The organism is Tenacibaculum ovolyticum DSM 18103 (assembly GCF_000430545.1).
Taxonomy (GTDB): Bacteria; Bacteroidota; Bacteroidia; order Flavobacteriales; family Flavobacteriaceae; genus Polaribacter; species Polaribacter ovolyticus.
Genome location: NZ_AUMF01000023.1, coordinates 32612 through 59351, shown reverse-complemented (window position 1 = coordinate 59351; position 26740 = coordinate 32612). Strand labels below are relative to the sequence as shown.

At 29.3% G+C, this 26740-nt stretch carries 29 protein-coding genes; 19 read left to right on the top strand and 10 right to left on the bottom strand.

The window, feature by feature from the left end; translation table 11 throughout:
* Window positions 1-454: 454 nt before the first annotated feature.
* The 9 genes from H518_RS0109190 to H518_RS0109150 form a co-directional block, all read right to left on the bottom strand.
* Window positions 455-1192 (bottom strand): DUF4294 domain-containing protein, encoded by a 738-nt coding sequence (locus H518_RS0109190; protein ID WP_028888781.1) that lies wholly within the window; start codon window positions 1190-1192, stop codon window positions 455-457.
* Window positions 1193-1292: 100 nt separating this feature from the next.
* Window positions 1293-2546: an aminotransferase class I/II-fold pyridoxal phosphate-dependent enzyme gene (locus H518_RS0109185; protein WP_028888780.1), complete on the bottom strand. Its 1254-nt coding sequence runs from the start codon at window positions 2544-2546 to the stop codon at window positions 1293-1295.
* A 151-nt stretch (window positions 2547-2697) separates the two neighbouring features.
* Complete coding sequence (locus H518_RS0109180) at window positions 2698-4902, bottom strand: xanthine dehydrogenase family protein molybdopterin-binding subunit (RefSeq protein WP_028888779.1); 2205 nt, start codon at window positions 4900-4902, stop codon at window positions 2698-2700.
* An 11-nt stretch (window positions 4903-4913) separates the two neighbouring features.
* Window positions 4914-5375 (bottom strand): (2Fe-2S)-binding protein, encoded by a 462-nt coding sequence (locus tag H518_RS0109175; protein WP_028888778.1) that lies wholly within the window; start codon window positions 5373-5375, stop codon window positions 4914-4916.
* A 77-nt stretch (window positions 5376-5452) separates the two neighbouring features.
* On the bottom strand, window positions 5453-5926 hold the full coding sequence (locus tag H518_RS0109170) for a hypothetical protein (RefSeq protein ID WP_028888777.1): 474 nt from the start codon (window positions 5924-5926) through the stop codon (window positions 5453-5455).
* Between the two features lie 79 nt (window positions 5927-6005).
* The gene (fabV, locus tag H518_RS0109165; protein WP_028888776.1) at window positions 6006-7193 is read right to left on the bottom strand and encodes an enoyl-ACP reductase FabV; all 1188 of its coding nucleotides are present in this window, start codon (window positions 7191-7193) and stop codon (window positions 6006-6008) included.
* Window positions 7190-7582 carry a hypothetical protein gene (locus H518_RS19580; protein ID WP_051263721.1) on the bottom strand — a complete coding sequence of 131 codons (393 nt, stop codon included), beginning with the start codon at window positions 7580-7582 and terminating at the stop codon, window positions 7190-7192. The genes fabV and H518_RS19580 overlap by 4 nt, the downstream gene beginning before the upstream one ends.
* Complete coding sequence (locus H518_RS0109155; protein WP_028888775.1) at window positions 7575-8522, bottom strand: phosphoribosylaminoimidazolesuccinocarboxamide synthase; 948 nt, start codon at window positions 8520-8522, stop codon at window positions 7575-7577. The genes H518_RS19580 and H518_RS0109155 overlap by 8 nt, the downstream gene beginning before the upstream one ends.
* 57 nt (window positions 8523-8579) lie before the next feature.
* Window positions 8580-9533, bottom strand: coding sequence for a PhoH family protein (locus H518_RS0109150; protein WP_028888774.1), 954 nt, complete (start codon window positions 9531-9533; stop codon window positions 8580-8582).
* A gap of 119 nt (window positions 9534-9652) precedes the next feature.
* Between H518_RS0109150 and H518_RS0109145 the strand changes: the two genes are divergently transcribed.
* The 7 genes from H518_RS0109145 to H518_RS0109115 all read left to right on the top strand — a co-directional run bounded on the left by H518_RS0109145 (window position 9653) and on the right by H518_RS0109115 (window position 17527).
* Window positions 9653-10516, top strand: coding sequence for an SAM hydrolase/SAM-dependent halogenase family protein (locus H518_RS0109145; protein ID WP_028888773.1), 864 nt, complete (start codon window positions 9653-9655; stop codon window positions 10514-10516).
* A gap of 4 nt (window positions 10517-10520) precedes the next feature.
* The gene (locus tag H518_RS0109140; protein WP_028888772.1) at window positions 10521-10817 is read left to right on the top strand and encodes a putative quinol monooxygenase; all 297 of its coding nucleotides are present in this window, start codon (window positions 10521-10523) and stop codon (window positions 10815-10817) included.
* Window positions 10817-11341, top strand: coding sequence for a GNAT family N-acetyltransferase (locus H518_RS0109135; protein ID WP_028888771.1), 525 nt, complete (start codon window positions 10817-10819; stop codon window positions 11339-11341). Before H518_RS0109140 ends, H518_RS0109135 begins: the two co-directional genes overlap by 1 nt.
* Window positions 11341-12051, top strand: coding sequence for a gliding motility-associated ABC transporter permease subunit GldF (gene gldF / locus H518_RS0109130; protein ID WP_028888770.1), 711 nt, complete (start codon window positions 11341-11343; stop codon window positions 12049-12051). The genes H518_RS0109135 and gldF overlap by 1 nt, the downstream gene beginning before the upstream one ends.
* Window positions 12044-13687 carry a gliding motility-associated ABC transporter substrate-binding protein GldG gene (gldG, locus tag H518_RS0109125; protein WP_028888769.1) on the top strand — a complete coding sequence of 548 codons (1644 nt, stop codon included), beginning with the start codon at window positions 12044-12046 and terminating at the stop codon, window positions 13685-13687. Before gldF ends, gldG begins: the two co-directional genes overlap by 8 nt.
* Before the next feature lie 31 nt (window positions 13688-13718).
* Window positions 13719-16484 (top strand): DEAD/DEAH box helicase family protein, encoded by a 2766-nt coding sequence (locus tag H518_RS0109120; protein ID WP_205618008.1) that lies wholly within the window; start codon window positions 13719-13721, stop codon window positions 16482-16484.
* Between the two features lie 125 nt (window positions 16485-16609).
* Window positions 16610-17527, top strand: coding sequence for a hypothetical protein (locus tag H518_RS0109115; protein ID WP_028888767.1), 918 nt, complete (start codon window positions 16610-16612; stop codon window positions 17525-17527).
* A 61-nt stretch (window positions 17528-17588) separates the two neighbouring features.
* Here the strand turns inward: H518_RS0109115 and H518_RS0109110 are convergent, their stop codons facing one another.
* Window positions 17589-17786 (bottom strand): hypothetical protein, encoded by a 198-nt coding sequence (locus tag H518_RS0109110; RefSeq protein ID WP_028888766.1) that lies wholly within the window; start codon window positions 17784-17786, stop codon window positions 17589-17591.
* A 172-nt stretch (window positions 17787-17958) separates the two neighbouring features.
* Between H518_RS0109110 and H518_RS0109105 the strand changes: the two genes are divergently transcribed.
* From H518_RS0109105 to H518_RS0109055, 12 genes are all read left to right on the top strand, one after another.
* On the top strand, window positions 17959-18174 hold the full coding sequence (locus H518_RS0109105) for a helix-turn-helix transcriptional regulator (protein ID WP_028888765.1): 216 nt from the start codon (window positions 17959-17961) through the stop codon (window positions 18172-18174).
* An 8-nt stretch (window positions 18175-18182) separates the two neighbouring features.
* Window positions 18183-18662 (top strand): hypothetical protein, encoded by a 480-nt coding sequence (locus H518_RS0109100; RefSeq protein ID WP_028888764.1) that lies wholly within the window; start codon window positions 18183-18185, stop codon window positions 18660-18662.
* Between the two features lie 793 nt (window positions 18663-19455).
* A complete protein-coding gene (gene tssD, locus H518_RS20490; RefSeq protein ID WP_051263720.1) occupies window positions 19456-20820 on the top strand; it encodes a type VI secretion system tube protein TssD in 1365 nt (454 codons plus the stop codon).
* A gap of 3 nt (window positions 20821-20823) precedes the next feature.
* Window positions 20824-21372 (top strand): hypothetical protein, encoded by a 549-nt coding sequence (locus H518_RS0109090; protein ID WP_028888763.1) that lies wholly within the window; start codon window positions 20824-20826, stop codon window positions 21370-21372.
* Window positions 21373-21461: 89 nt separating this feature from the next.
* On the top strand, window positions 21462-21647 hold the full coding sequence (locus tag H518_RS21060; RefSeq protein ID WP_155995192.1) for a hypothetical protein: 186 nt from the start codon (window positions 21462-21464) through the stop codon (window positions 21645-21647).
* Between the two features lie 227 nt (window positions 21648-21874).
* Window positions 21875-22252, top strand: a complete 378-nt coding sequence (locus H518_RS0109085) for a DUF2200 domain-containing protein (RefSeq protein ID WP_043706775.1) — start codon at window positions 21875-21877, stop codon at window positions 22250-22252.
* Window positions 22253-22327: 75 nt separating this feature from the next.
* Entirely contained in the window at window positions 22328-22909 is a 582-nt protein-coding gene (locus H518_RS0109080; protein ID WP_028888761.1) for a Crp/Fnr family transcriptional regulator, read from the top strand.
* A 77-nt stretch (window positions 22910-22986) separates the two neighbouring features.
* Window positions 22987-23919 (top strand): ketopantoate reductase family protein, encoded by a 933-nt coding sequence (locus H518_RS0109075; protein ID WP_028888760.1) that lies wholly within the window; start codon window positions 22987-22989, stop codon window positions 23917-23919.
* A 32-nt stretch (window positions 23920-23951) separates the two neighbouring features.
* Complete coding sequence (locus tag H518_RS0109070; RefSeq protein ID WP_028888759.1) at window positions 23952-24467, top strand: retropepsin-like aspartic protease; 516 nt, start codon at window positions 23952-23954, stop codon at window positions 24465-24467.
* 153 nt (window positions 24468-24620) lie between these two features.
* On the top strand, window positions 24621-25151 hold the full coding sequence (locus H518_RS0109065) for a sigma-70 family RNA polymerase sigma factor (RefSeq protein ID WP_028888758.1): 531 nt from the start codon (window positions 24621-24623) through the stop codon (window positions 25149-25151).
* A 61-nt stretch (window positions 25152-25212) separates the two neighbouring features.
* Window positions 25213-26094, top strand: a complete 882-nt coding sequence (locus H518_RS0109060; protein ID WP_028888757.1) for a PhzF family phenazine biosynthesis protein — start codon at window positions 25213-25215, stop codon at window positions 26092-26094.
* Window positions 26095-26339: 245 nt separating this feature from the next.
* Window positions 26340-26669 carry a hypothetical protein gene (locus tag H518_RS0109055; RefSeq protein WP_028888756.1) on the top strand — a complete coding sequence of 110 codons (330 nt, stop codon included), beginning with the start codon at window positions 26340-26342 and terminating at the stop codon, window positions 26667-26669.
* Window positions 26670-26740 lie beyond the last annotated feature (71 nt).

Below are 26740 nucleotides of genomic sequence, written 5' to 3'. Positions count from 1 at the left end.
CTACAAACTATTTTAAAACTGACAAAACTTATTTGAAGTTTTTTAGTTTAATTTTGCGATATTTTAATGAACTGTCGTCTTTAAAACGGACTGCAAATATACTTTCTTTATCTCGATTTAAACAAGTAATATTTAACTTATTTTTAACCTTTTATTGAAAATATAATAACAACCTTTTTAATGAACTTTTGCTAATCTTAAACCTATGTTTTTCCCTTAGCGGGTGCAAATATAGATTCCTTTTCTAACATAGCAATGCTTTATTTTATGTTTTTTTTGAAGTATTTCTCTTCGTATTGTTTTTCAAAGGTTTACAGAATATGGTTTTTATTTATCATCTAATTACTCTGCGTTTTTAACTATTCTTCTTTTGATGAAACTGAAAAAAATCTAGTCTAAATACGTGAAATTGATAAACTGTTTTCCTTTAAAACTTACTCTTTTTAAATATAACTTACTTCTTTTTCTTCTTATTTCTTCTAGATTTCTTTTTCCTCATCTTCTTAAACATCTTTTTATACACTTCTACATCTACCTTACCTCTACCTTTTAATACTATATTTTTATAATCTTTTTTTAATTTAGGTATTTGATGTTCTAATTTCTCATTTATAAATGCACGTTGTAAAATATCTTCTACTAAAAAGTCTTCATTTTCTTTTCCTGGTGAGTATTTACTCTTTAATGATAACTTAAACATATTAGCTGTTGCATTATACCAAAATGCCTTCCACCCATTACGTAATTTCTTAACATTTATAAATGCAGTTTTTCCAGATTGACGGTGAATTAATTTTAATAATAGTCGTCCTTCTGTTCTTGTCAATTTTTTTAATGGCTTAGTTAATTCTTCTTCTAAGTATTTTTGTGTTCTTTTTATATATTTCCTTTTTTTCTTCTTTGATTTTATTCTTAATAAATGAGTATTTACACTATCTATTCTTTTTGCTGCTAATACAGCATATGGGTAAGCTTTAAAAACTTTACGTCGTAACCAATAATAATAATGTATATCTGATTTCTCTTTATATTTAAGTTTTGGGAAAATGGTTATTTCATTTAAAGCAATCGTTAAGCTGTCTCCATCTTTTATTAAATGATAGTTTTCACTGAAGTTAGGTAATGTATCTTTTATCTGCCCTATTGAAATAGCGCTAAAAAATAGTATATATATGATAAAATGTTTTCTCATTTTTTTTTGTAAAAAGTCTACCAAATGTATTAGTTTCTTTTTTAAAACAAAAAAACTCATGAAATATTTCATGAGTTTTTTTATTTTAATTTTCAAATTGTTATTGAGCCATAATTGTTTCGGCTATTTCTTTATATGTTCCGTTTTCTAATTTCTCTCTTATTGCAGAAAACGCTACAATTGTATCATCAACATCTTTTTCTGTGTGTCTTGCTGTTGGGATTAGTCTTAAAATAATTAATCCTTTTGGTATTACAGGATACACAACTATTGAACAAAATACTGCATGGTTTTCTCTTAAGTCTTGAACCATTGCCATTGCTTCTGGTATTTCTCCTTTTAAGAATACAGGAGTTATACATGTTTGTGTTGTTCCTAAATCAAAACCAGCATTTCGTAAACCAGACTGTAAAGAGTTTGTTATTTTCCACAAATTCTCTTTTAATTCAGGCATTGTACGCATCATATCTAAACGCTTTAATGCACCTTTTACCATTGGCATTGGTAATGATTTCGCAAACATTTGAGATCTCATGTTGTATTGTAAATACTGAATTACATCTTTATCTCCTGCAAAAAAGGCTCCGATACCTGCCATTGATTTTGCAAATGTAGCAAAATAGACATCTATACCGTCTTGAACTCCTTGCTCAAAACCAGTTCCTTTACCTCCTTCTCCTAGTGTACCAAAACCGTGGGCATCGTCAACTAAGATTCTAAAATTATATTTTTCTTTTAATGCTATGATTTCTTTTAACCTTCCTTGTTCTCCTCTCATACCAAAAACACCTTCTGAAACTAATAGAATTCCTCCTCCAGTTTTTTCTGCTATTCTTGCCGCTCTCTTTAAATTCTTTTCACAGCTTTCGATATCGTTATGTTTATATACAAATCGTTTTCCTGCATGTAAACGGACTCCATCAATAATACACGCATGTGTATCCATATCATAAACGATAACATCTTCTTTATTAACTAACGCATCAATCGCAGAAACCATTCCTTGATATCCAAAGTTCACTAAATATGCAGCTTCTTTATCTACAAATTCAGCACATTCTTCCTCTAGCTGCTCATGATATTTTGTGTGCCCAGACATCATACGGGCACCCATTGGGTATGCCAAACCATCAGTTGCTGCAGATTCACCATCTACTTTTAAGACTTCTGGGTGATTTGCTAATCCTAAATAATCATTAATACTCCAAGTAACTACTTCTTTTCCATTAAAAGACATTCTATTAGATATTGGCCCTTCTAGTTTAGGAAATACAAAGTATCCTTCTGCTTTATCTGCCCATTTACCTAATGGCCCTTTATCTTCTTTAATTCTTTCAAATAAATCTTTAGTCATTGTTACTTTTTGTAATTTTAATATGTTGCGAAATTAATGCTTTTTTAATAGATTTTCAAAATTGAGAACCACTTCATTACTTATAAATAAAAAAGATGCTTATATAAGCATCTTTTTTATTTATATTTTCACAAATTTAAGTATTAACCAATCAAGTTAACTCACTGATAAATGGCTGTTTATACAAACGTTTACCCATAGCTTTGTATATTGCATTAGCTACAGCTCCGCCTGCTGGAGGTAAACCAGGTTCTCCTAATCCTGTTGGTGATAGTTCATTTTTCACAAAATGCACTTCTACTTGTGGGGTTTCATTCATTCTAATTAAACGATATGCATCGAAATTTTTATTAGATGGTTTTCCTTCATCAAAAGTTAAGTTACCATACATTGCGTGTCCTATTCCATCAATAACTCCACCTTGAACTTGATTAATTGCTCCTGTTGGGTTTACTACGATTCCGCAATCTACCGCTGCCACAATTTTTCTTATTACTGGTAATCCTTCTTTTAAAACAATTTCTGCTATTTCGGCCACATGAGTATTATGACTATAATAGGCTGAAAAACCTTTATACACTCCTTCTTCTTCTTTTCCCCAAGCTCCTTTTTCTGCTGCTAATTTAATAGTGTCTTCCATTCGTTTCCCTGAATATTGAATGGCTTTGTCTTCTGTTTGCTTTACATTTTGCAATAAATCGATTCTTAATTGTACTGCATCAATGTTTAATTCTTCCGCTAACTCATCAAGAAAACTTTCTTCGGCATATCCTAAAAAATTTGTGTAGGGAGCTCTCCAAGCTCCTGTGGTAATATTACTCTTTAGACTTTTGGTTGACACTTTATAATTAGGGATGCATCCTGCTGGAAAAAAGTGTGCTTGTCCTGCATACATATTTTGATCTACCGCTGCTTCTTTTAAGTGATATCCAGTTATTTTCTTATCTTTTATTGATGCTGCTATTCTATATTTTATTGCTGGTCGGTATATCCCTGTGGTCATATCATCTTCTCTTGTTGAAACCACTTTTACTGGTTTTTTTATTGCTGCTGATATTTCGGCTGCTTCATAAACAAAGTCACCATATAATCGGCGACCAAATCCACCTCCCATTCTTGTCATATCTACCTGAATTTGACTAATATCTCGTTCTAATAAATCTGCAACAGCCATTGCTGCATACTCAGGTGTTTGCACAGGACCAATTAAATGAACTTTTTCTGAGGTTACATTTGCGAAAAAATTCATAGGCTCTAAACAATTATGAGGTAAAAAAGGCGAATGATATGTTCTTTCAACTATTTTATCAGCTTCTTTAAATGCTTTTTCAATGTCTCCATCTTCTCTACGAATATCAAAATCATTAGAGTCTAATATTTTAGTCAACATTTGATTATGACCATCAGTATTTTCTAATTCTTTATTCTCATTTTTCCAAACAGCTTTTATTGCTTTTTTTCCCTTTATAGCTGCCCAAGTATTTTCAGCAATTACGACTACTTTATCTGTTCTTGAAATTATAAAAGTCCAGTTAGATTTACCTGTATCTAAAAAATTTCTTACTTTTTCTCCAATGGTAATAACATCTAATACTCCTTTTATTTTTTTCGCATCAGAAGCATCAAAAGATTCTAAAATTTGCCCAAACGCAGGAGGCCGTAAAACAGTGGCGTATACCATTCCAGGTGCTTTATAGTCTAACCCGAATAATGGTTTACCTGTTATTATTTTTTCTAAATCAACATTAATTGCATTTTTACCTATAATATTAAATTCTGATGGTTTTTTTAATGTTACTTTTTCTGGAATTTCTAATGTTGCTGCTATTTTAACAACTTCTCCGTATCCTAAAGTTTCTCCTTTAGCATTCGTTATAATTCCTTTTGATGCTTTACATGTTATTGGATCTACTTTCCATTGGGATGCAGCAGCGTTTATCAACATTTGTTTAGTTGTTGCTCCTGTTTGTCGTAATGCTTGCCATCCTCTACGTATTGATTGACTTCCGCCTGCCAATTGTCTTTTATAATTTTTAGTATCTAGTGATGCTTGTGCAACATGTACTTTATTCCATTCAACATCTAGTTCTTCTGCTATAATCATTGGCATAGAGGTTTTTACTCCTTGGCCTATTTCAGGATTTGGTGAATATATGGTTACATATCCTTCTTCTGAAATTTTAATAAATGCATTAAAATCGTTGTAATTTAAGTTTTCTAGATCTATTGATGGTACTACATTGGGTTTACATGCGGTAAACAAGTTAAACCCTATCATGATTCCTCCACTTGCTAATGCTGATGTTTTTAAAAAATTTCTTCTGCTAAACGTAAATTTATTTTCTGTTGTGCTCATCATTCAATTTTTTAAGACATTTTTTCTGCTGCTATTCCTACTGCTTTTTCTATTCGATTGTAGGAAGCGCATCTGCATAAGTTTGCATGCATCGCTTCACGAATTTCTTCTTTTGATGGTTTTGGTGTTTCTTTTAGAAATGAAGCTGCTGTCATTATTTGCCCAGCTTGACAGTATCCACATTGCGGAACGTCTACTTCTTTCCACGCTTCTTGTAATGGATGATCACCATTTTCTGACAGTCCTTCTATTGTTGTAATTTCTTCACTATCTAACATCGCTACTTTTAATTGACAGCTTCTCATTGCTACTCCATTTACATGAACTGTACAAGCACCACATTCTGATATTCCACAACCAAACTTGGTTCCAACCAGATTAAGTTCATCTCGTAAAACCCATAATAAAGGTGTGTCTTCATCTGCAGAAAAAGACATAGATTTTCCGTTAATTTTTAAAGTATAATTTGACATTTTTGTAGTTTTTGTTTTTGCTGGATTAAGCTACGAAAAAATAAAATAACTTTTCTTAAAGAAAACTTAAATGGTAATTATTCTAATTTGTCTAATTCTAAGCGATAATCATATTGCAAATCTTCATGTAGTGTAATTAGTGTTTTTTCTATTAGTTTTACTTGAGTAACTAATATGTTTTGCAATCGTGGGCTTTTTTTAATTGAAGGTTTGAAATTTTTTAACTTCAAACAAAAATATAAGAGCAGTTCTACTTCTGTTTCTTTTTTCTTTGAGAAACGAATGTATTTTTTTGTGCTTGTTAATATTTTACGCATGCTTTTTCTTATAAAGAAGTAGCTTTTGGTATTAATTCCTTCAAATAAAATGTCTATCTCTTTTTTAACTCCCAAAATATAGCTCTCTTCATTATGTGATTCAAACAACAAATAGGTTAATAACTCTTTATTTTCTTTTTTGAATTGAGCTAATTTTAAACATAATTCTAATAATTCATTAGTATTCTTATGTTTTAGTTTGTCTTTTAATATTTTAACGGTAGCTGTTTTCATCTTTTAATTTAAAAATTAAATATAACTAAAAAACCTCATAGACTTTATATCTATGAGGCTTTCAATTTATTTTTTTGATTTACTGAATACTTGGTACTTTAACAAGCTCGTTTACATCTGCTTTATAATCTACACCATCAACCTTAAATCCAAATAACTTAAAGAATTCATTACTATATCCTTCTAAGTCACCTATTTCAGCTAAACTCTCTGTATCAGCTTTTTTCCATAATTCAGAAACTTCAGCTTGTACATCTTCTCTCATTTCCCAATCGTCAATTCTAATTCTTCCTTTAGCATCTAAATCTAAATCTCCTCCGAATAAACGTTCGCTATATAAACGTTGAATTTGCTCAATACATCCTTCGTGAATTCCCTTTTCTTTCATTATTTTATATAATAAAGAAATATATAATGGAATTACTGGTATTGCAGAACTTGCTTGGGTAACCAATGCTTTATTTACTGAAACATATGCTTTTCCTCCAATTGCTTTTAAATCTTCAGTAATTTTAAAAGCTTTTGCTTCTAAATCATCTTTAGCTGCACCAATTGTTCCGTTTCTGTACACAGGTCTTGTTACTTCAGGGCCTATATATGAATAAGCAACTGTTGTAGCTCCTTCTGATAATAAGTTTTCTGATTGTAATGCATCTATCCACATTTTCCAATCTTCTCCTCCCATAACTGTTACTGTATTAGCAACATCTTCTCCTTCGGCTGGTTTTATAGATATTTCTGATACTTTTCCTGTATGAAAATCTACTGTTTTATTTGTAAACACCTCTCCTATTGGTTTTAAAACCGATTTAAAGCGTTTACCTGATTCGGGATGCGTTCTTACTGGTGATGCTAAACTATAAATTACTAAGTCAACCTGACCTAAGTCTTCTTTAATTAGCTTAACAACTTGTTCTTTTATTTCGTTTGAAAATGCGTCTCCGTTTATACTTTTTGCGTATAACCCTGCTTTTTCAGCTTCTTGTTCAAAAGCTGCTGTATTATAAAAACCTGGTGATCCTGGTTTACCTTCTGCTGCTGGTTTATCAAAGAAAACACCAATTGTAGCTGCATCTGATCCGAAAGCACTTGAAATTCTTGATGCTAATCCAAAGCCTGTTGATGAACCGATTACTAATACTTTTTTAGCTCCTTCAATTTTTCCTTTAGATTGTACGTATGCAATTTGATCTTTTACATTTTGTTCACATCCAGTTGGGTGAGATGTTAAACAAATAAACCCTCTAGTTCTTGGTTCTATTATCATTTATTGTTTGTTTTAAAATCTTTAATTTCTAATTGACTGTCTTTAATTCGTTGGCCAATCATCATTAAAATTCTTTTATTAATATCAGCATTATTTTCTTTATAAAATTCAAATTCACTAACAGTAAACTGACCTATAATTAAACCTAAAAACTGATTTTTTAAATTTATATTTTTCTTAGTGATATTATTCACCGCTTTATTAAACTTTTCTTTTTCTACATTTAAAATATCCACTTTTTGCTTATTACAGAAAAAAATGAAAAACTGTAGTAATAAATCATGTTGTAATTTTAAAATTGGGCGCACAGTCTTATTCTGAAAATCTTCAATAGGTATTTCAGATGACAAGTTTAAAACTGGTCTAATAGTTAGTTTTTTACTATCCATTCAAAAAATTAACAACATTTTTATTTATACGATCTAATACATTTGCTGTATTTGCTTTTACAAACTCCTCTCCTGTTATTTGCTCGTATAACTCAATGTATCTGTTTGAAATTTCAATAATTTTATCATCAGACATTTCAGGTATTTGTTGTCCTTCTTTTCCTTGAAAATTATTTTCAATTAACCATTGACGAACGAATTCTTTTGATAATTGTTTTTGTGGTTCTCCTTTTTCTTGACGTTCTGCATATCCTTCTTCATAAAAATAACGTGAAGAATCTGGTGTATGAATTTCATCAATTAAAACAATTTTTCCGTCTTTTGTTTTACCAAACTCATATTTAGTATCTACTAAAATAAGTCCGCGAGATGCAGCTATTTCTGTTCCTCTTTGAAATAAAGCTCTTGTATATTTTTCTAAAACTATATAATCTTCTTCAGATACTACTTTTTTAGAAAGAATTTCTTCTCTCGTAATATCTTCATCATGATCACCGTTTTCAGCTTTTGTTGAAGGTGTAATAATTGGAATCGGAAATTTATCGTTCTCTTTCAATCCTTCTGCCATTTCAACACCACATAAAACTCTTTTACCTGCTTTATATTCACGTGCTGCATGACCAGACATATAACCACGAATTACCATTTCAACTTTAAAAGGCTCGCATAAATGTCCAATCGCAACGTTTTCATCTGGATTTGCGTGTAACCAATTCGGAACAACATCAGCTGTGTCATTCATCATTTTGGTTGCAATTTGGTTTAAAATTTGTCCTTTAAAAGGTATTTGACGCGGTAAAACAACATCGAAAGCTGATAATCTATCAGAAGCTATCATTACTAATAACTCGTCATTTATATTATATACTTCTCTTACTTTACCTTTATAAACTGACTTTTGTTTTGGAAATTGAAAGTTAGTCTCGTTAATTGTATTCATTATATCTTTGTTGTGTTGTTGACTGCAAAAATATGTTTTTTATTCTTCTTTTTCACACTACTCAGTCTCTATACTTTTATACGCTTTAATAATACTTTTTATTAATCGATGGCGCACTACATCTTTATCATCTAAATAAACCATTGCAATTCCTTTAATGTCCTTTAAAGCTAATAATGATTCTTTTAATCCAGAAACTTGTTTACGCGGTAAATCTATTTGACCAGGGTCTCCAGTAATAATAAATTTAGCATGCATTCCCATTCTGGTTAAAAACATTTTCATTTGATTATGCGTTGTATTCTGAGCTTCATCTAAAATAACAAAAGCATTATCTAAGGTACGACCACGCATAAATGCTAAAGGTGCTATTTGTATAATTCCTTTTTCTAAATGTGATTCTAATTTTTCATGAGGTATCATATCTCGCAACGCATCATATAAAGGTTGCATATATGGATCTAATTTTTCTTTTAAATCTCCTGGAAGAAATCCTAAATTCTCTCCAGATTCTACAGCTGGTCGTGTTAATATTATTCTACGTACTTCTTTTTCTTTTAATGCTTTTACAGCTAAGGCTACTGCGGTATATGTCTTCCCTGTTCCTGCAGGACCTACTGCAAAAAGCATATCATTCTTACCCATTAAATCAACCATTTTACGTTGATTTGTTGTTTGTGCTTTTATTAGCTTACCATTAACACCATGAACCAAAACTCCTTCTATCTTCCCTGATTTTCTAATCTCTTCTTCTTTTCCTGTTGATGTTAAAACACGTTCGATACTGTTTTCATCTAATTTATTATACTTGTTATAGTATTTTATTAGCATTTCTATACGTTTCTCAAACTCATCTAGAATTTCTGATTCTCCATAGATTTTAAGTTGATTTCCTCTAGCTACGATTTTAACTTTTGGGAAATATTTTTTCAACTGAGTAATTGTACTATTTTGTGCTCCAAAGAAATCATTTGGGTCGATTTCTGTTATTTCAATGATACGTTCGTTCAAATGATAAATGTTTTAAGATTATTCACAATAAAAATAATGATTATTTTTATTGAATTATGTAATTTCGCAGTAAATTTTAGCTTAAATTTATATCAATTAACTAATAAGCCTTTAAAGTAATGTCTTTTATTACATTAACTACTGATTTTGGAACAAAAGACCACTTTGTAGGTGCTGTAAAAGGAGCTATTTACAGTGAACTACCTGATGCTAAGATTGTTGATATTACACATCATATAACTCCTTTTAACATTACTGAGACTGCTTATATTTTAAAAAACACTTATAAAAGTTTTCCTGATAAAACAATACATATAGTAGGTGTAGATTCTGAATTAAGTGTAGATAATAAGCATATTGCTATTGAGTTAGATAATCATTATTTTATTTGTCCTGATAATGGATTAATAGCCATGATTGCTGCTGAAATAAAGCCTAGTAAAATTGTTGAAATTAATATTCATAATCATATTGATACTAGTTTTCCTGTATTAGATGTATTTGTGCAAGTAGCATCGCATATTGCTAGAGGTGGTAGTTTAAATGTTATTGGAAAAGAAATAACCTCCTATAAAGATAGTATTGAGATACGCCCTAAAGTTAATAAGTTACAAACTGTTATTATTGGCGGAATTATTTATATAGATAATTACGGTAATGTAATTACAAATATTAACAGAAAACTGTTTAATTCTATTGGTAAAGGTCGTGATTTTACTATTGTTGCGAGACGTTATACTTTTAAGAAAATTTACAATCGTTATAACGAAATTGTAGATTATTCGGTTCCTAAAGAAAAAAGAAGTTATGACGGCGGAAAATTAGCCATTTTTAATTCGGCTGGTTTTTTAGAGATTGCTATTTACAGAAGCAACTTAAATACTGTTGGTGGTGCTTCTACTTTATTAGGTTTAGGGTATAGAGATACCATTACTATTGAATTTGAAACCGCTGAAACCCCTGAATTTACCACTATAAATTAAATATATGTTTGTACGAATTGTAAAAATGAGCTTTCATTCAGAAAAAATTGAAGAATTTTTAGCTAATTTTAATACTAAAAAAGAGTTTATACGAAATTCCCCTGGTTGCCGTTTATTAGAATTGTATAGAGATAAAACAAATTCTGATATCTTTTTTACCTATAGTTACTGGGAAACCGAACAAGATTTAGAAAATTACCGAAACTCCGATTTATTTAAAGGTGTTTGGGCACAAACAAAAATTTTATTTAATGACAAACCATTAGCTTGGAGTGTTGACAAAACCATAAGTTTACAATAATGAATTATCCTACTACATTCCCAGAGCTTTCTAGTGAAAGATTAACATTGCGTCAATTATCTTTTAAAGATAAAAGAGACATTTTTAAATTACGTGCTAACAAAGAGGTTAACAAATTAATTACAAGAGAAACTCCTAAAAACCTAAATGATGCCGATGCTTTCATTCAAACTTGTTTAGATGAGTTTGAAAAGGGAAACCGTATTTTCTGGGCAATAGAACAAAAGGAAACCTATCAAATGATTGGAACTATTGTTTTTCATAATATTAATGAAGCAAGCAGTTATGCCGAAATTGGTTACGAGCTAAATCCTGATTATCAAAAAGAAGGTTTTATGACTGAAGCTACAGAGGCTGTTTTAGCGTTTGGAAAAAATACACTGAATTTAAAAACAGTTGAAGCTTTTACGCATAAAGACAATGACGATTCTATTACATTATTAGAAAAACATCAGTTTACTTTGGGCGATGATGATTTGTTTGGAGACAATCGTGTTTTTAGCCTTAATATAAACCAAGAATAATGTATTCAATACTAAAAAAAGAAGTTAATTCATTTTTCTCATCTCCAATAGCCTATTTAGTTATTGGAGTGTTTTTGCTTGTAAACGGATTATTTTTATGGGTTTTTAAAGACAATTTTAATGTTTTAAATGCTGGTTTTTCAGATTTAAGTTCTTTTTTTTATTTAACGCCCTGGTTGTTTTTGTTTTTAATTCCTGCAATTACCATGAAAAGTTTTGCTGATGAGCTAAACAGTGGAACTATAGAGATTTTAAAAACAAAACCCGTAACAGATTGGCAAATTGTATTGGCTAAATTCTTCGCTTCTTTACTTTTAGTATGTGTTGCTTTAATACCTACTTTAACTTATGTATACACTGTTTATGTACTAGGAAACCCAGTAGGTAATTTAGATATTGGTAGTACTGTTGGTTCCTATTTAGGGGTGTTTTTTTTAGCCGCCACTTATACAAGTATTGGTTTATTTACCTCTACGCTTTCTAAGAATCAAATTGTGGCTTTTATTTTAAGCATTTTCATCACTTTTATATTATTCTATGGTTTTGACGCTGTAAGTAGCACTTTAGGTAATACAATACAACAATTCGGAATTAACGAGCATTTTAAAAGTATTAGTCGTGGTGTTGTTGACACACGTGATGTTATTTACTTTTGTAGTGTTATTTTTTTATTTTTATTTATCACCAAACAACAATTAAAAAATGAATAAGAAACTACAACATATTGCTTTCGCATTTATAGGAGTATTATTTATAAATTATCTTTCTAATGTTGTTTATAAACGTTTTGATTTAACACAAGATAAACGCTATACAATTTCTGATGTTAGTTCTAAATTACTAAATAAACTAGATAAAAACGTTTTTATTAATGTGTATTTAGAAGGTGAATTCCCTGCAGAATTTAAGCGTTTGCAAACAGAAACACGTCAGTTTTTAGAAGAGTTAAAAGCAATGAACGCTACTATTCAGTTTCGTTTTATAAATCCTAAAAATATCCGTGAGCGTTTAATTAAACAAGGAATCATGCCTAGTCAATTAACTGTTGAAGAGGACGGGAAATTATCGGAAGCTATTATTTTTCCTTGGGCAGAAATTATTGTTGGTAAAAAAACCGAGTTAGTTTCTTTATTACCTAACTCAATTGCTAAAACACAAGAAAGCCAATTACAAAATGCTATTGAAAAATTAGAATACTCTTTTGCTAACGCCATAAATAATATTACCAACGAAAAGCAACAAAAAATAGCGGTGATTTCTGGTAACGGTGAATTAGAGGATGTTCATTTATATAGTTTATTAAGTGAAATTGGAAAAAAATATCGTTTAGCTAAATTTACGTTAGATAGTGTAGCTAGTAATCCTGAAAAGACATTAAAAGAGTTAACAAACTTCGATTTAGCTATTATAGCAAAACCTACTGAACGTTTTACTGAGCAAGAAAAATTTACGCTAGATCAGTTTATTACAAACGGCGGTAAAAGTTTATGGATGGTTGATACTAATTATGCTGATACCGATAGTTTATATAATCAAGGAAAAATGTTAGCTTTTCCTCGCGATTTAAACTTAACTGATTTATTATTTAGCTACCAAGTTCGTATAAATAATAAATTAATTCAAGATTTATATGCTGCTAAAATTCCATTAGCAACAGGTAACGTAGGTAACCAAGCACAGTTTCAACATTTAAACTGGTATTACCACCCGTTGGTAAATGGAAATCCTAATCATGCTATTAGTAAAAACCTTGCGCCTGTTCGTTTTCGTTTTACCACGCAAATTGATACTTTAAAAGGAAACATAAAAAAAACACCTTTGTTAGTTACCTCTGTATTAACAAAAAAAGTAGGTACGCCTAATTTTGTGGAATTGCAAAGTATTGCAAAGCAACCACAAGAAAAAGAATACAACAATGGTCCTCAACTTTTAGGAGTGTTATTAGAAGGTACTTTTAATTCTGCTTATAAAAACAGAACCAAACCTTTTAATACTTCGCTTTTTAAACAAGAAAGCAAGGCAAACAAAATGGTTGTTATTGCTGATGGAGACATTGCTAAAAATCAAATTTTAAAAGGAAAACCACACGATTTATCTCTTGATAAATGGACTGGTCAACAATTTGGGAATAAAGAATTTTTAATTAATACTATTGATTATTTATTGGATGATTCTGGTTTAATTAAGCTACGTAACAAAACAGTAAACATAAATTTATTAGATAAACAAAAAGCGTATACCGAAAAAAGTTTTTGGCAACTTATAAATATTGGTGTTCCATTAGCTTTGCTTGGCTTGTTTGGTTTTGTTTTTAATTTTTTAAGAAAGAGGAAGTATGCTAAGTAATATTTAATGTAAGTTTACTTAAATTAAAGTTTTGAAAAAGATAACAGTACCTTTTAAAGAAAAGAAAGAAGCATTACTACATTTTCCTACTACCATAAAATTTAAGTATGATTGGCGAAAATATCAGAAGCGTGTACTCGAAGAATTAGAAGGCCATCTTAACGACAATCATTTACATATTATTGCGCCTCCAGGTTCTGGTAAAACAATACTAGGTCTTGAGGTTGCTTTAAGACTTAATAAACCTACCTTAATTTTTGCCCCAACAATAGCCATACGAAATCAATGGATACAACGATTTTGTGAACTTTTTTTACAAACAAGCGAAACGCCTAATTGGATTTCAAAAGATATAAAAAACCCACAATTTTTAACTGTATCTACCTATCAAGGTTTACATGCTGCTTGTTCTGGAACTCAAGAAGAAGAGGAAGAACTTAATGAAGAAGAGACCGAAAACAACAAAGAGCGTAAAACTACCAAAGAAAAAACAGCTGCACTAGTTAAAATTTTAAAAGCTCAAAATATTGGGACTATTGTTGTTGATGAAGCCCATCATCTTAAAAATGCTTGGTGGAAATCATTATCTGAAATAAAAAATGCTTTATCTCCAACAATTGTTGGCTTAACTGCTACACCACCTTACGATGTTTCTTATACCGAATGGCAGCGTTATATTGAGTTAAATGGCCCAGTTGACACTGAAATTTCGGTTCCTGAATTAATTATTGAAGGTAATCTTTGTCCGCATCAAGATTATGTTTTCTTTTCGTTACCTACCGATAAGGAGCATCATAAAATAATTAAATACCGTCAAGATATTAATGCGTTGTTTGATGCTATAACAAGAGATGAAACATTAATTGAAGCATTAGAAAAACACCCTATATTTCAAAACCCTAACGAGCAACTGGATTGGATTTACACAAATCTCGAATATTATTCAGCTACCTTAATTTTTCTTAATGCTATAGGAAAAAACATTAGCATAAATCATTTAGAAGTAATTGGAGATAAAGAGTTTATTATACCTGAGTTAAATTATGAATGGATTGAGATACTTTTAACTTTTTACCTTTATAAAGATCCTGAAAATTTTAAAGAATTTGAACTTCATCAAGAAAAATTAATTAATAAGCTAAAAAGAAGTGGCGCAATGGAAAGGCGTACTGTAAACTTTAGCCACAACCGAAGAGTTAATAAATTTTTAAGCGCTAGTACTACTAAGCTTAATAGTATTAAAGAAATTGTAGATTTTGAGCATAACCATTTAAAACAAAATTTAAGAATGGTTATTCTTACCGATTATATTCGAAAAGAATTTCTTGTACAAAATAAAACAAACGAACTCGAATTAAATAAAATTGGGGTTTTACCAATTTTCGAAAAATTAAGAAGAACCAATACACAAAATATAAAGATTGGCGTTTTAACAGGTTCTTTAGTAATGATTCCTTTATCTGCATACGCTACTTTTAAAGAAATAGCCGCTACCTATAATGTTGATACAATTAGCACTACTCCACTTGAATTTGATAATAATTATTTAATTATAAACGTTAATCAACATCTTAAAAACAATATCGTTACCATAATAACCCAAGTTTTTCAGAAAGGAGAAATAGAGGTTCTTGTTGGCACGAAATCATTGTTAGGTGAAGGTTGGGACGCTCCTGCTATTAATGCATTAATTCTTGCAAGTTTTGTAGGTTCTTATGTTCTTTCGAACCAAATGAGAGGTCGCGCTATTCGTACTGAACCAAAAAACATACATAAAACAGGTAATATATGGCATTTAGTATGTGTTGATCCTACAGCAAATGATGGAGGTGATGATATGCAATTGCTAAAAAGAAGGTTTAAATCTTTCGTCGGAATTTCTTTTGATAAAGAAACTACTATTGAAAATGGAATTGGACGCCTAAACTTACCTGAAAATATTCATACAAAACTACATATTAAAGAAGTAAATAACCGCATTCTTAAAAATGCGGGTATGCGAGAACAGTTAAAACAAAACTGGCATAATGCCTTGCATGGTGGCGTAGTTTTAGTTGAAGAAATAAAAATTCCTTTTAGCGAAAAACAAGATTATAAAAGTATTAAATCGCTTTATTTTAATAGGACCATAAAGTATTTAACAGGTATGGTTAGTTCTGGCGTACTCGGTTTTTCGTATGATGCTTTTGATGCGTTAAATAGAATTAAAAAGTACACAAATATTAGTGAAAAACATTTTATGTATTTGATACTTTTTATGGGAAGCCTCGGTGTTTTACTATATGGTAGACTTACTTTTAAAACTTTAAGAATATATTTTAAATACAGAGATATTTCTAAAGATGTTCGTCAGATTGGTAAAGCTTTATTAACTTGTTTAATAAAAAATAAAATCATACACACACATCATTCAAAGCTTTTTGTTCTTTCTGAAGTTAATAACCAGGGTACTATTTATTGCCATCTTGAAGGCGGAACTACTTATGAAAAATCGGTATTTATTAAATCGTTACAAGAAATTTTAAGCCCTGTTGATAACCCAAGGTATCTTATTATAAGAAAAAGCTTTTTCTTAAACCTGTTTTCACAAAAGGACTATCATTCACTCCCTGAAAATATTGGGAGAAAAAAACAGTCTGCCGAATATTTTGAAATGCAATGGACAAATTTAGTGGGTGCCTGTAAACTCGTTTACACCAGAACTATTGAGGGTAGAAAATTACTTCTTAAATCGAAAATACATTCGCTTGCTTCTGAGTTTGAAAATAGAATTGAACGTATAAATGTTTGGAAATAAAACACATCAAATCCCTGTTAACTAATTATTTTATAGCGTTTAAAGTTTTATTATATTAGTGGACGTATCATAGATATGATAATTAGTAATTGATTATATATATTTGTTCGAAACAAGCTGAAAAAATGCAAAAATTCAAGAAATTCTTAATTGATAATTTAAAAATTGTTCCTAAAGAACGTTTTAAAAAAAGTGAGTTAACCGAATCTTTAAATCAATTTGAGAATTTGTTTCAAAACAATCAATTCAATTTTGAAAATGAATTCTTTTTCAAAGAAAAATATGAGGTTTATGATCTGGCTTTAAACTCTTTAATTTTATGGAATCTTAGCCTTACAAATATCTTATTAAAAGAATCACAAGAATTAAAACATAATCCTATTCCAACACAAAAAGAATACTTTACTCATCTACAAATTCATCTAACAAATAACTTACTATCTGTAAAACATCTATTTAATTTAGGGCTAGACACTCAAGCTAAAAACATTTATCGAAATTCAATAGAAATTTCAGATTTAGCTTTATGTATTTTAAATAAAAAAGATTTTTTTGAAATTCATATTAAACCTCAATTAAATAAAAAAGGAAATCCATATATATCTCCTAAAAATAAAACATTACAATCTCAAGCTGAACATGTAATGATTGGTATTAACAAACATCTAAAAAATGAAACAAAAAACATTATAGAAGTTTGTTGGAAAGAAATAAGAAAAGAACACTATTCAAGCTTATCAGAAAGTGCTCATGGGAACTTCTTTCAAAACACTCAAAACTCATTGAAAAAAACTCATACTAATAAGTTTATCCCTTCAATTGGTGGAGGAAAATGGTTAGGTATGGAAAAATCTTTATCAGATATATGTTTACATCAAATAGCTTCTAAAGGATATTTAACATGGAGTTTAGATTTAAATAACAACATTGACCTTTTTGACAACTCAACTGTACCAAATAAATTAATCTGGTTTCTTGATTTTGTTATCGGAAAAAAACTATTGAAAGAATTAATTGAACCTATGATTCCTACTAATGAATAGAAAAGCCTATTGCCAATATCGATAACCGTTACACCAACTTATAATTTCATAAAAACAAAAATCAAGGATTTCTACGTGTAGAACACATTATTTGCTGTTCTTTAAACTGACCTATTTCATCTTTTAGAGTTTTATTTATATTTTGAATCAAATCATTTTGAACTTTCATAATACTTAATAAATCATGCATGGCATTTAAGTTTTCTAATTGCTTATAAACAATCTGCTCTAAATCGGATTTGGTATATCTTTTGCTCATAATTCCCTAAACATATTGTAATTCAATACAAATATATACTATTTTACAACAACAAACAATACGTTTTTATATTGTAATTTAGTATATTAATATAAGGTCTATAAAATGAAGTGTTTTCTTATATTATTAAAATAGTATAAAGAAACTTTAATATGTCTTGTTAATGGTAAAAATGAATAGAATTAAGGAAGTATTAAAAGAACAAGGAAGAACGCAAACATGGTTATCTGAAAAAATTGAAAAAAGTTACGTAATAGTAACAAACTATTGCAATAATAATGCACAACCAAGCATTGAAGTTCTTCGAAAGATTGCAAATATATTAGATGTTGACGTTAGACTATTATTAGTCCCAACAAAGACTGATGACCAAACAGATAAGCAATAAACACATCATTGAAAAAGACAAAAGAAGCCTTAAGATCTCAGATTTTAAAAAAGTTAAAATATTATAGTAATAGTAAAGGAATCACTTTATTTGACAATCCAAATAATAAATTAAAAGAAAATATAGTCTTAGATAGTAACGAATTAGAAGTACTTTTAATCAAAATGAATAGATCTACAAGAATTGTAGTTACTACTAAATACATTTACATTATCTGCAAAAAAACAAATACCAAGATTTTAGGCCAAGAAATTGATAGATTAGATTACATGGAGTTTATTAATGGTGAAAAAATAATTGAAGAAAAGTCTAGAATTCGAACAATAATTCTACGGTTTAAAATGAATTTTCGAATAGGTAAATATAGAATTGTTAAAAAAAACGGTTCTTTCATTGAATTAGCAATTTACAAAACACGATTTGCCGACTGCTTAAATGAGTGCGTAAAGAAATTAAAGTTTGTTGGAAATAAATACCAAGCAATTTAAAACCCATTTCGAGAGCCCATGTAATCGATAAAAAACATTCAGAAATGTAAGTCCTTTCTAGTTTTAGAGCTTTTCTTTTTTATTGCTTTGGCTATTGACATAGCCCCAGGAGAAATGTTTAAAGAAATTTTTAACGACTTAAAGTTAAAACTATAAAAAATTTACTGCAATTATCAGCGTACCAACTGCAAAGACCATCTACCTCGCTGAAACTCTCAGCGTACTAACCGCAAAGGGCAACTACCCTACTGCAACTGTTAGCGTACCAACCGCAAAGAGCAACTACCTCGCTGCAACTGTTAACGTACTAACCGTAAAGAGTAACTACCACGTTGCAACTGTTAACGTACCGCCTGCAAAGAGCAACTACCCTACTGCAACTGTTAGCGTAGCAACTGCAAAGAGTAACTACCTCGCTGCAACTGTTAGCGTACCAACCGCAAAGAGCAACTACCTTGCTGCAACTGTCAGCGCACCAACTGCAAAGAACAACTACCTCGCTATAACTGTTAGCGTACCGCCTGCAAAGAGCAACTCCCCTATTGTAAGTGTTAGCGTACCAACCACAAAGAGCAACTACCACGTTGCAACTATTAACGTACTAACCGCAAAGAGTAACTACACAAACAAAAAAAGATGGTTTTGCCTTACTTTTTTTACGGCTTTTTAATGCCTTTTCTCTTTTTCATGAAATACATTTGTAAAAAAAAGCAATGTTCTTTTTACAAAGAACAATACCTCCCAAACCAAACACTTATGATTTACACATTTATTAATTGTAAAGAAAAAAATTATGGCAAAATCACAATTGCATTTTTTGGGACATGTAGTAGACTTATTAACAGTAGAAACCGTTTACACTAAAGATTTTAACAAATATAAGGGTGTTCCTATATTCTATAATAAAGGCGGCTTACTTAAATTTGTTTTCAATTTCGAAGCAAATTTTCGTTTTTTAGAACGTATGAAGACTGTTAATTATAAACTTTATAAACGAGGATACCCTATTGACAATGGAAAAATTGTTTTCTACGATGCAAATGGAGACAATTTAAAAGATTGGTATTTTAAAGATGCGCCTGTTGTTTATTATCAGTTTAAATTTGATGCGAATGGTGGCGGAATGAGGGTAGAAATGATAATTTCTCCTGCTATACAAGATTACGGTTGTAAAATTCATAGAAGCTGGCATATAACACCTATTGAAGAAGAAAGTTACAAATCGCCTGTGCAGGCTGCTGCACAAAAAACTATTTTAGTTACAAAAGTAATTGGACCAAAAGAGTTAAAATTAAACGAAGAAGGAACTTACAAGGTAACTTCATACAATCAAACGCCAAGCCAGCAAGAAAAGCAACGTATTAAATGGATGCTAAAAATTGGGGATAAAGAAACACAATTAGAACAACAAGGTGAAGAAATAAAATACACTGCAAAAGACAGTAAACAACAAGGTAAAGAGATATTACTAATGCCCTACCTTAAAAAACATACCGAAATCGTAGGCGTAAAAACAACGATTGTAAAAGAAGTGTTAGTGCTTTACATAGGAGGCGCAAGTGATAAAGAATCATATTATGGAATCCCTGCTACTGAAATTGTTAATTTAGAAGTAAAAGATAAATTTGACGATATTATTGAAAATGAGAAATTAAAAAAACCTTACGAAAGTGTTTATTTAGGATATAATGAAGTGAGGGGAGATAATGATATTCAAAACAATGTAATTTCAAAAATAACAAACAAAGAAAATACCGCAATTTATATTATTGGGCATAGTCTTGGTGGTTGGAATGGCGCACACTTATCACAAATATTAACTGATAAAGGCTATAATGTAGATTTATTAATTACACTTGATCCTGTTGGTCTTGGCTCCGCAGTAACTTATGTTTCAGATATTTTTTGGGGAGCACCAAAGCCTAAAGCTACTTATTGGCTACAAATAAGCACATATCCTAAAGATTATCAAGCTGATGATTTAATAGCTGATTTAGGCGAGCAATGGCGCCCGAAAACAGGTATGCAAATTAATGATGAGTGTAGTTGTAATCATCGTAGTGCAGGATATATGTTTAAAAAAAATTTAAAAAGCACCAATATTTCAGCATCCGATATGTTATTACATCATATAAAGCTATTCTTATCAAAAAAATAATTTATGAAATACAAAAAATATATAATCTTCATTACAATAATTTCATTCATATTTTACTGTAGACACCAAGTTCTAAATCACGACATACCTATTGCAAATATTGAGTTTGTTAAAATTGAAGAAAATATAAAATATGAAAATTCTTTTTATCTTTATTTCACATCAGATATTGAACTTACTGATAATTTAAGAAAAGAACATGTTAACGGAGGAATAACATGTTTTTTCTTAAATAAATCTATAAGTAAAAATGATTTTTCTAATGATAAAGGTTTTATTTTATCATCAGTTAGTGATCTGGAATTGAAGTCAAAAACTACAAAATATAATTATGTAGTAAAAACATTTTTCAAAACAAAAATATATGATAATAATCTCAGTTCGGCTGACAGAAAAAATATAGTATTAAAAGAGGTATCAAATTTATTAAATAAAGAACCGAACTGTATAAGTTGTGTTGCTACATCAGTTGGTTATATGGGTATGCCTAAACGTTATATATCAAATACAATGTACATACCAAAAGAAAATATAAAAAAAATAATGGAGTAATAGTTTAGAATGATGTATTAAATAACGGTATCTAAGACACTCCCTCCTATCATAGATTATAAAATGAATTTGATACCAACGTTGGCAGAATGAGAGTAGAAATGATCATTTCTCCTGCTATTCAAGATTATGGTTATAAGCTTCATAGAAGCTGGCATATAACACCTATTGAAGAAGAAAATTATCGATCACCTGTGCAGGCTACTGAGAAAAAGATAGTTTTTATTTTATCCTTCTCTTTTCTCTTACACTATTACCTAACTCACCTATTTTAAAAGTTACATCAACATAACTACAGCTTTTTTTGAGTTTTCAAACTTTGTAAATACATCGGTGATTATAAGCCTAAAATAGAGTCGATTATTGAAATACTAGTTAATTCTCACTTTTATTCTTTCTAATTTAGAGGTATTAAATTTAACTCTTTTATTAAAGTGTTAACTTAGCATAAAAGTAATTCGCTGCTTAAAACACGTAACAAACTATATCACATCAAATAAAAATGAAAGTTACAGCCGAAAAAGATGAAAAGGTTGCCAATATGATATTCGCATCCATTTATCCACTTTATCTAAATAGATTAGAAAAAAATAGTAGAACAAAAGAAGAATTAGATCAGGTAATTAAATGGTTTACTGGTTTTGATAAAAATACTTTACAAGCACTTATTGATGAAAAGGTAACTTTTAGAACATTTTTTGAAAAAGCTAAAATAAATACAAACGCACACTTAATTAAAGGAGTTGTTTGTGGTTATCGAATTGAAGAAATAGAAGATGAATTTGAATTGTATAAACAATGTAGACGTATGGAAAAACTGATTGATGAATTGGCAAGAGGTCGTAAAATGGAGAAAATTTTACGGAAAGAAAAAAAGTAGAAACTAAAACTTAAAAAACATAAACTCTATTAAAATATAATTTAACCAAAACATTCTGTAACGGAAAATAGACTGATGGATAAATCAATACTTAATAATTATTTCAATTCTTTATTTCCTATACAAAAAGAAGTTATTGAAAAAATCACAGAAACATTTTCTGATTTCACATTAGATAAAAATGTAAAACTACTTGATAAAGATTCTATTAGTACGAAAACATTTTTTCTAGAGAAGGGATATATGCGTTCATATATTCTAAATGAGGATAATGAAGAAATTACTACAAACATTTATTCGGCTCCTTGTTTTGTAAATGATTTTTTATCTTTTTTCAAAAAACAACCAACAAAAGAAACATATCAAACGATAACCGACTGTTCATTTTGGGAAACAAGCTTAGATAATGTACAGAAAAATTTTCATAACATTTCTGAATTCAGAGAATTTAGCAGACTACTATTTGTTATAAATTACTCTAAATTAAATGACAGAGTTATTGAAATGGCAAGTAAAAAAGCAGAAACAAGATATTTAAACCTTATAGAAAAACAACCTCAAATTTTTCAAAATGTTCCTCTAAAAATTATTGCTTCTTATTTAGGTATCACTGACAGTTCATTAAGTAGAATTAGAAAAGAAATTAGTAAAACATAATTTCTTGTCATTTATCAAGTGCTTATTCATTCGAGAGTTTTCATATTTGTAAAAAAACAAAAAATGAATAAAAACATATTGTTATTATAGGTCTTGGAGGTGTTGGTGGTTATTTTGGGTTTAAAATATGTCAAAGTAACGAAACATATAAACAACACCAAATATCATTTATAGCTAGAACTAATACATATAAAATAGTTAAGGAAAAAGGACTTACATTACTTTCTTCTGAACACAAAAACAACACAACAAACCCTAGTGCTATTTATCAGAATATTTCAGAAATTAAAAATCCTGATTTGGTACTCATCTGTGTTAAAGAATATGATTTAGAGAATGTTTGCAACCAACTATCAAAAGTAATTACTAAAAATACAGTTTTACTACCAATGATGAATGGAGCTGATATTTATGATAGAATTCGTAAAATAATATCTAATAATATAATCTTACCTTCTTGTGTTTATGTAGCATCTCATATAAAAGAAAAAGGAATCGTTGAACACAAAGGAAAACCAGGTCAATTAATTTTTGGTAAAGATCCAGAACATATTTCTGGAAATATTGATTGGGTTATAAACTTAATAAAAGAAAGTAACATCAATTTTAATTTTAAAGAAGATTCTCAAATTGATATTTGGACAAAATTTATTTTTATTGCAAGTTTTGGTTTAGTAAGTGCTAAATACAATTCATCTATTAGTGAAGTTTGCTCAGTTAAATTACAAAAAGAAGAGGCTACAAAAATTATGATTGAAATAAAATTAATTGCAAATAGAAAAGGAATCTATTTAGACGATAATATTATTCAAAAAACATTTGAAAAAGCCTTAACTTTTCCATTAAAAACACCAACATCCTTACAACTTGATGTTAATTCAGGAAAAGAATATAACGAACTAGAACTATTCGCGGGTGCTATAATTAATTACGGAAAAGAAATAAACGTAGATACACCTTTTACTGATACGATATATCGAGAAATAAAGGTTTTAATAAGTAATATGTAAAAGCATAACAATCAACAATACCCGAAAAATTAATGAAAAGAACAATTTATTTTTTATTAGCTCTTATAATTACTAGTTGTGTAAAAAACACGAAGCATTCTTTTAAACTTGAAAAAGAATTAATCAAAACTGGCTTTATAAAAACTTCAATTGAAAAAGAAACAACAGGTCATATTCTTTTATCAGTAAAAATTAATGAGAAAAAAGCAAGGTTTGTTGTTGATACCGGAGCTTCTAATTCGGTTATTGATGAAAATCAAAAAGAAAGACTGAATATTAACGCTACTATTTCTGATATAGTAGCAACTGGAGCTGGAAGAACAGATATACCAATAGCGATAGCTAAAAATGTTAAATTAGAAATAAATTCTTTATTATTAGATAATAAAGAATTTATTGTAATGAATCTTGACCACATAAATTTAGCTATAATGGATTATAATGGCCAAAGGGTTGACGGAATTATAGGTTCAGATATTCTAACTGAAATTCATGCCATAATTGACTATAATGACTTAAATATTTTCATAAAATTAAAAAGTAATTAAACTGCCTATAACAAAACCTAAAAAATTGCTTTTGAATTTTCTACTTGAGATAAATACGCTAAAAATTAAAAGTTTAGGTATATTTATAAACTAAAAGAAAAAAATGTAACGATTTGTTAGCCGAAACGTTATGTGAAAGCAAAAAACAAAATTGTGAAAACTGAAATTAATACTATTTGGATTGACCTAAATGAAGAGCTTTATAAATTCATTTTAAAGAAAGTAAAAGATGAACAAACTTCAAAAGATATACATCAAGAGGTTTTCTTAAAAATTCAAACTAAAATTCACCAATTAAAACATACTTCTAAACTTACCTCTTGGGTTTATCAAATTACAAGAAATAATATTATTGATTATTTTAGAAAAGTAAAAAACAAAAATATCTCAATAAACGAGATAGATATTCCTGAAATAGATACGAATAGTTTTGATTATTCGAATTTAACAAATTGTATCAATCAAAAAATAAAAAACCTTTCTTCTCTACACAAAGAAGCAATTATTTTAACATCCTTTAAAAATTATTCGCAAAAAGAACTAGCAGAACATTTAAAAATTTCATACTCCGGAACAAAATCAAGAATTCAAAAAGCTAAAGAAATTCTAAGAAAAAATATTTTAAACTGTCCAAATGTAGAATCTGATAGTACTGGAAAGTTAATAGATTTTGAAAATAATTAAATTTAGCTACGTCTTTTTATAACCTCTATCGTCCATCTTATATAACATATAAAAAATAAAAATGGACAGTTCAAAAAAAATAGTTAAAGTACAAATTATTAACGCTTTTTCAGAAAATGGAAAAGGAGGTAATCCTGCAGGTGTAGTTTTAAACGCAGATGATTTATCTAATAAGAATAAACTTGAAATTTCTAAAAAAGTAGGTTTATCGGAAACCGCTTTTGTTTCTAAATCTAAAACAGAAGACTTTAAATTAGATTTTTTCACCCCCAATAAACAAATAGCACATTGCGGTCATGCTACTGTAGCCACATTTTCTTACCTAAAACAAATCGGAATTTTAAAAAACAATAGCTCTTCAAAAGAAACTATAGATGGAAAAAGAAAAATAGAAATAATTGGAGATTTAGCTTTTATGGAACAATTATCGCCAAAATACACAAATGTAAGCCACAAAGAAAGTGCTATTCTAAAATCATTAGGCCTAAAGAAAACGGATTTAATTACAAACGCTCCAATTAAGTTAGTTAACACAGGAAATTCATTTATACTTATTCCTGTTAAGAGTTTTGAAATTTTAAAAAATATAACTCCAGATTTTGACTTGATATCAAAAGTCAGTGACGAATTAGATTTAATTGGCTACTATGTTTTTTCTACAGATACAAAATATGATGCTACTTCAAGAATGTTTGGTCCTCGTTATGGAATACTAGAAGAAGCTGGAACAGGAATGGCCGCTGGCCCACTTGCTTGTTATTTATTTGATATTCTAAAAATTAAGAAAAGAAGTTTTCATATTCAACAAGGTAAATATATGAAACAACCTTCTCCTAGTTTAATTATCACAAATTTGAGAATTGATAAAGGAGAAATCAGAGATTTAATGGCTGGCGGAAAAGGAATATTAGATAAACAATTAAACATTGAAATAAACTTATAGAACTCAAAAAAACTATGAATACAAAACATCGGTTAATTTTGACTTCCTAAAAGATCTTGATTTATTTATAAAGTCGCCAAATATAGAATTTGGCGACTTTCGATAAAAAAATAAACGCAAAATATTGTATTTAGTTTGTGTAAATCTCAAACACATCACTTTTCCTACGTTTCTTATACTTAATATTAGCTTCCATTAAAAAACTAAGACAAATTCAAAAACAATTTTTACATTTGTATCCGTTTATGAAATTTATCAAGAAGCATATTATTTTTTCATTACTAGTTATAGGAATTCTTTCCTTAACTATTAACGTAAATGATTCTTCCTTTTTTAACCAATCTTTTGTTGAAACTGAGCTTGAAGAATCTATTTCGGAGATTGATGAATTATCATTTGATGTAGATATTTCTAATTCTGATGATGGAGGAAATAATGGAATCGCAGCTTTAGCTTTTCGAACATCTTTTCTTCAATATTTTGATTACACTTCTTCTTTAGTTTTAAACTCTAGAAGCTTATCTCAAAAACTCCCACTTTTTATTCTTTATTGCTCCCTTAAAATTGATTGTTAGTTTTTAAATAAACGATTTATCTAAAGTATAAGATAATCTCATTTTTAATAATTTACATTTTACATGTGCAA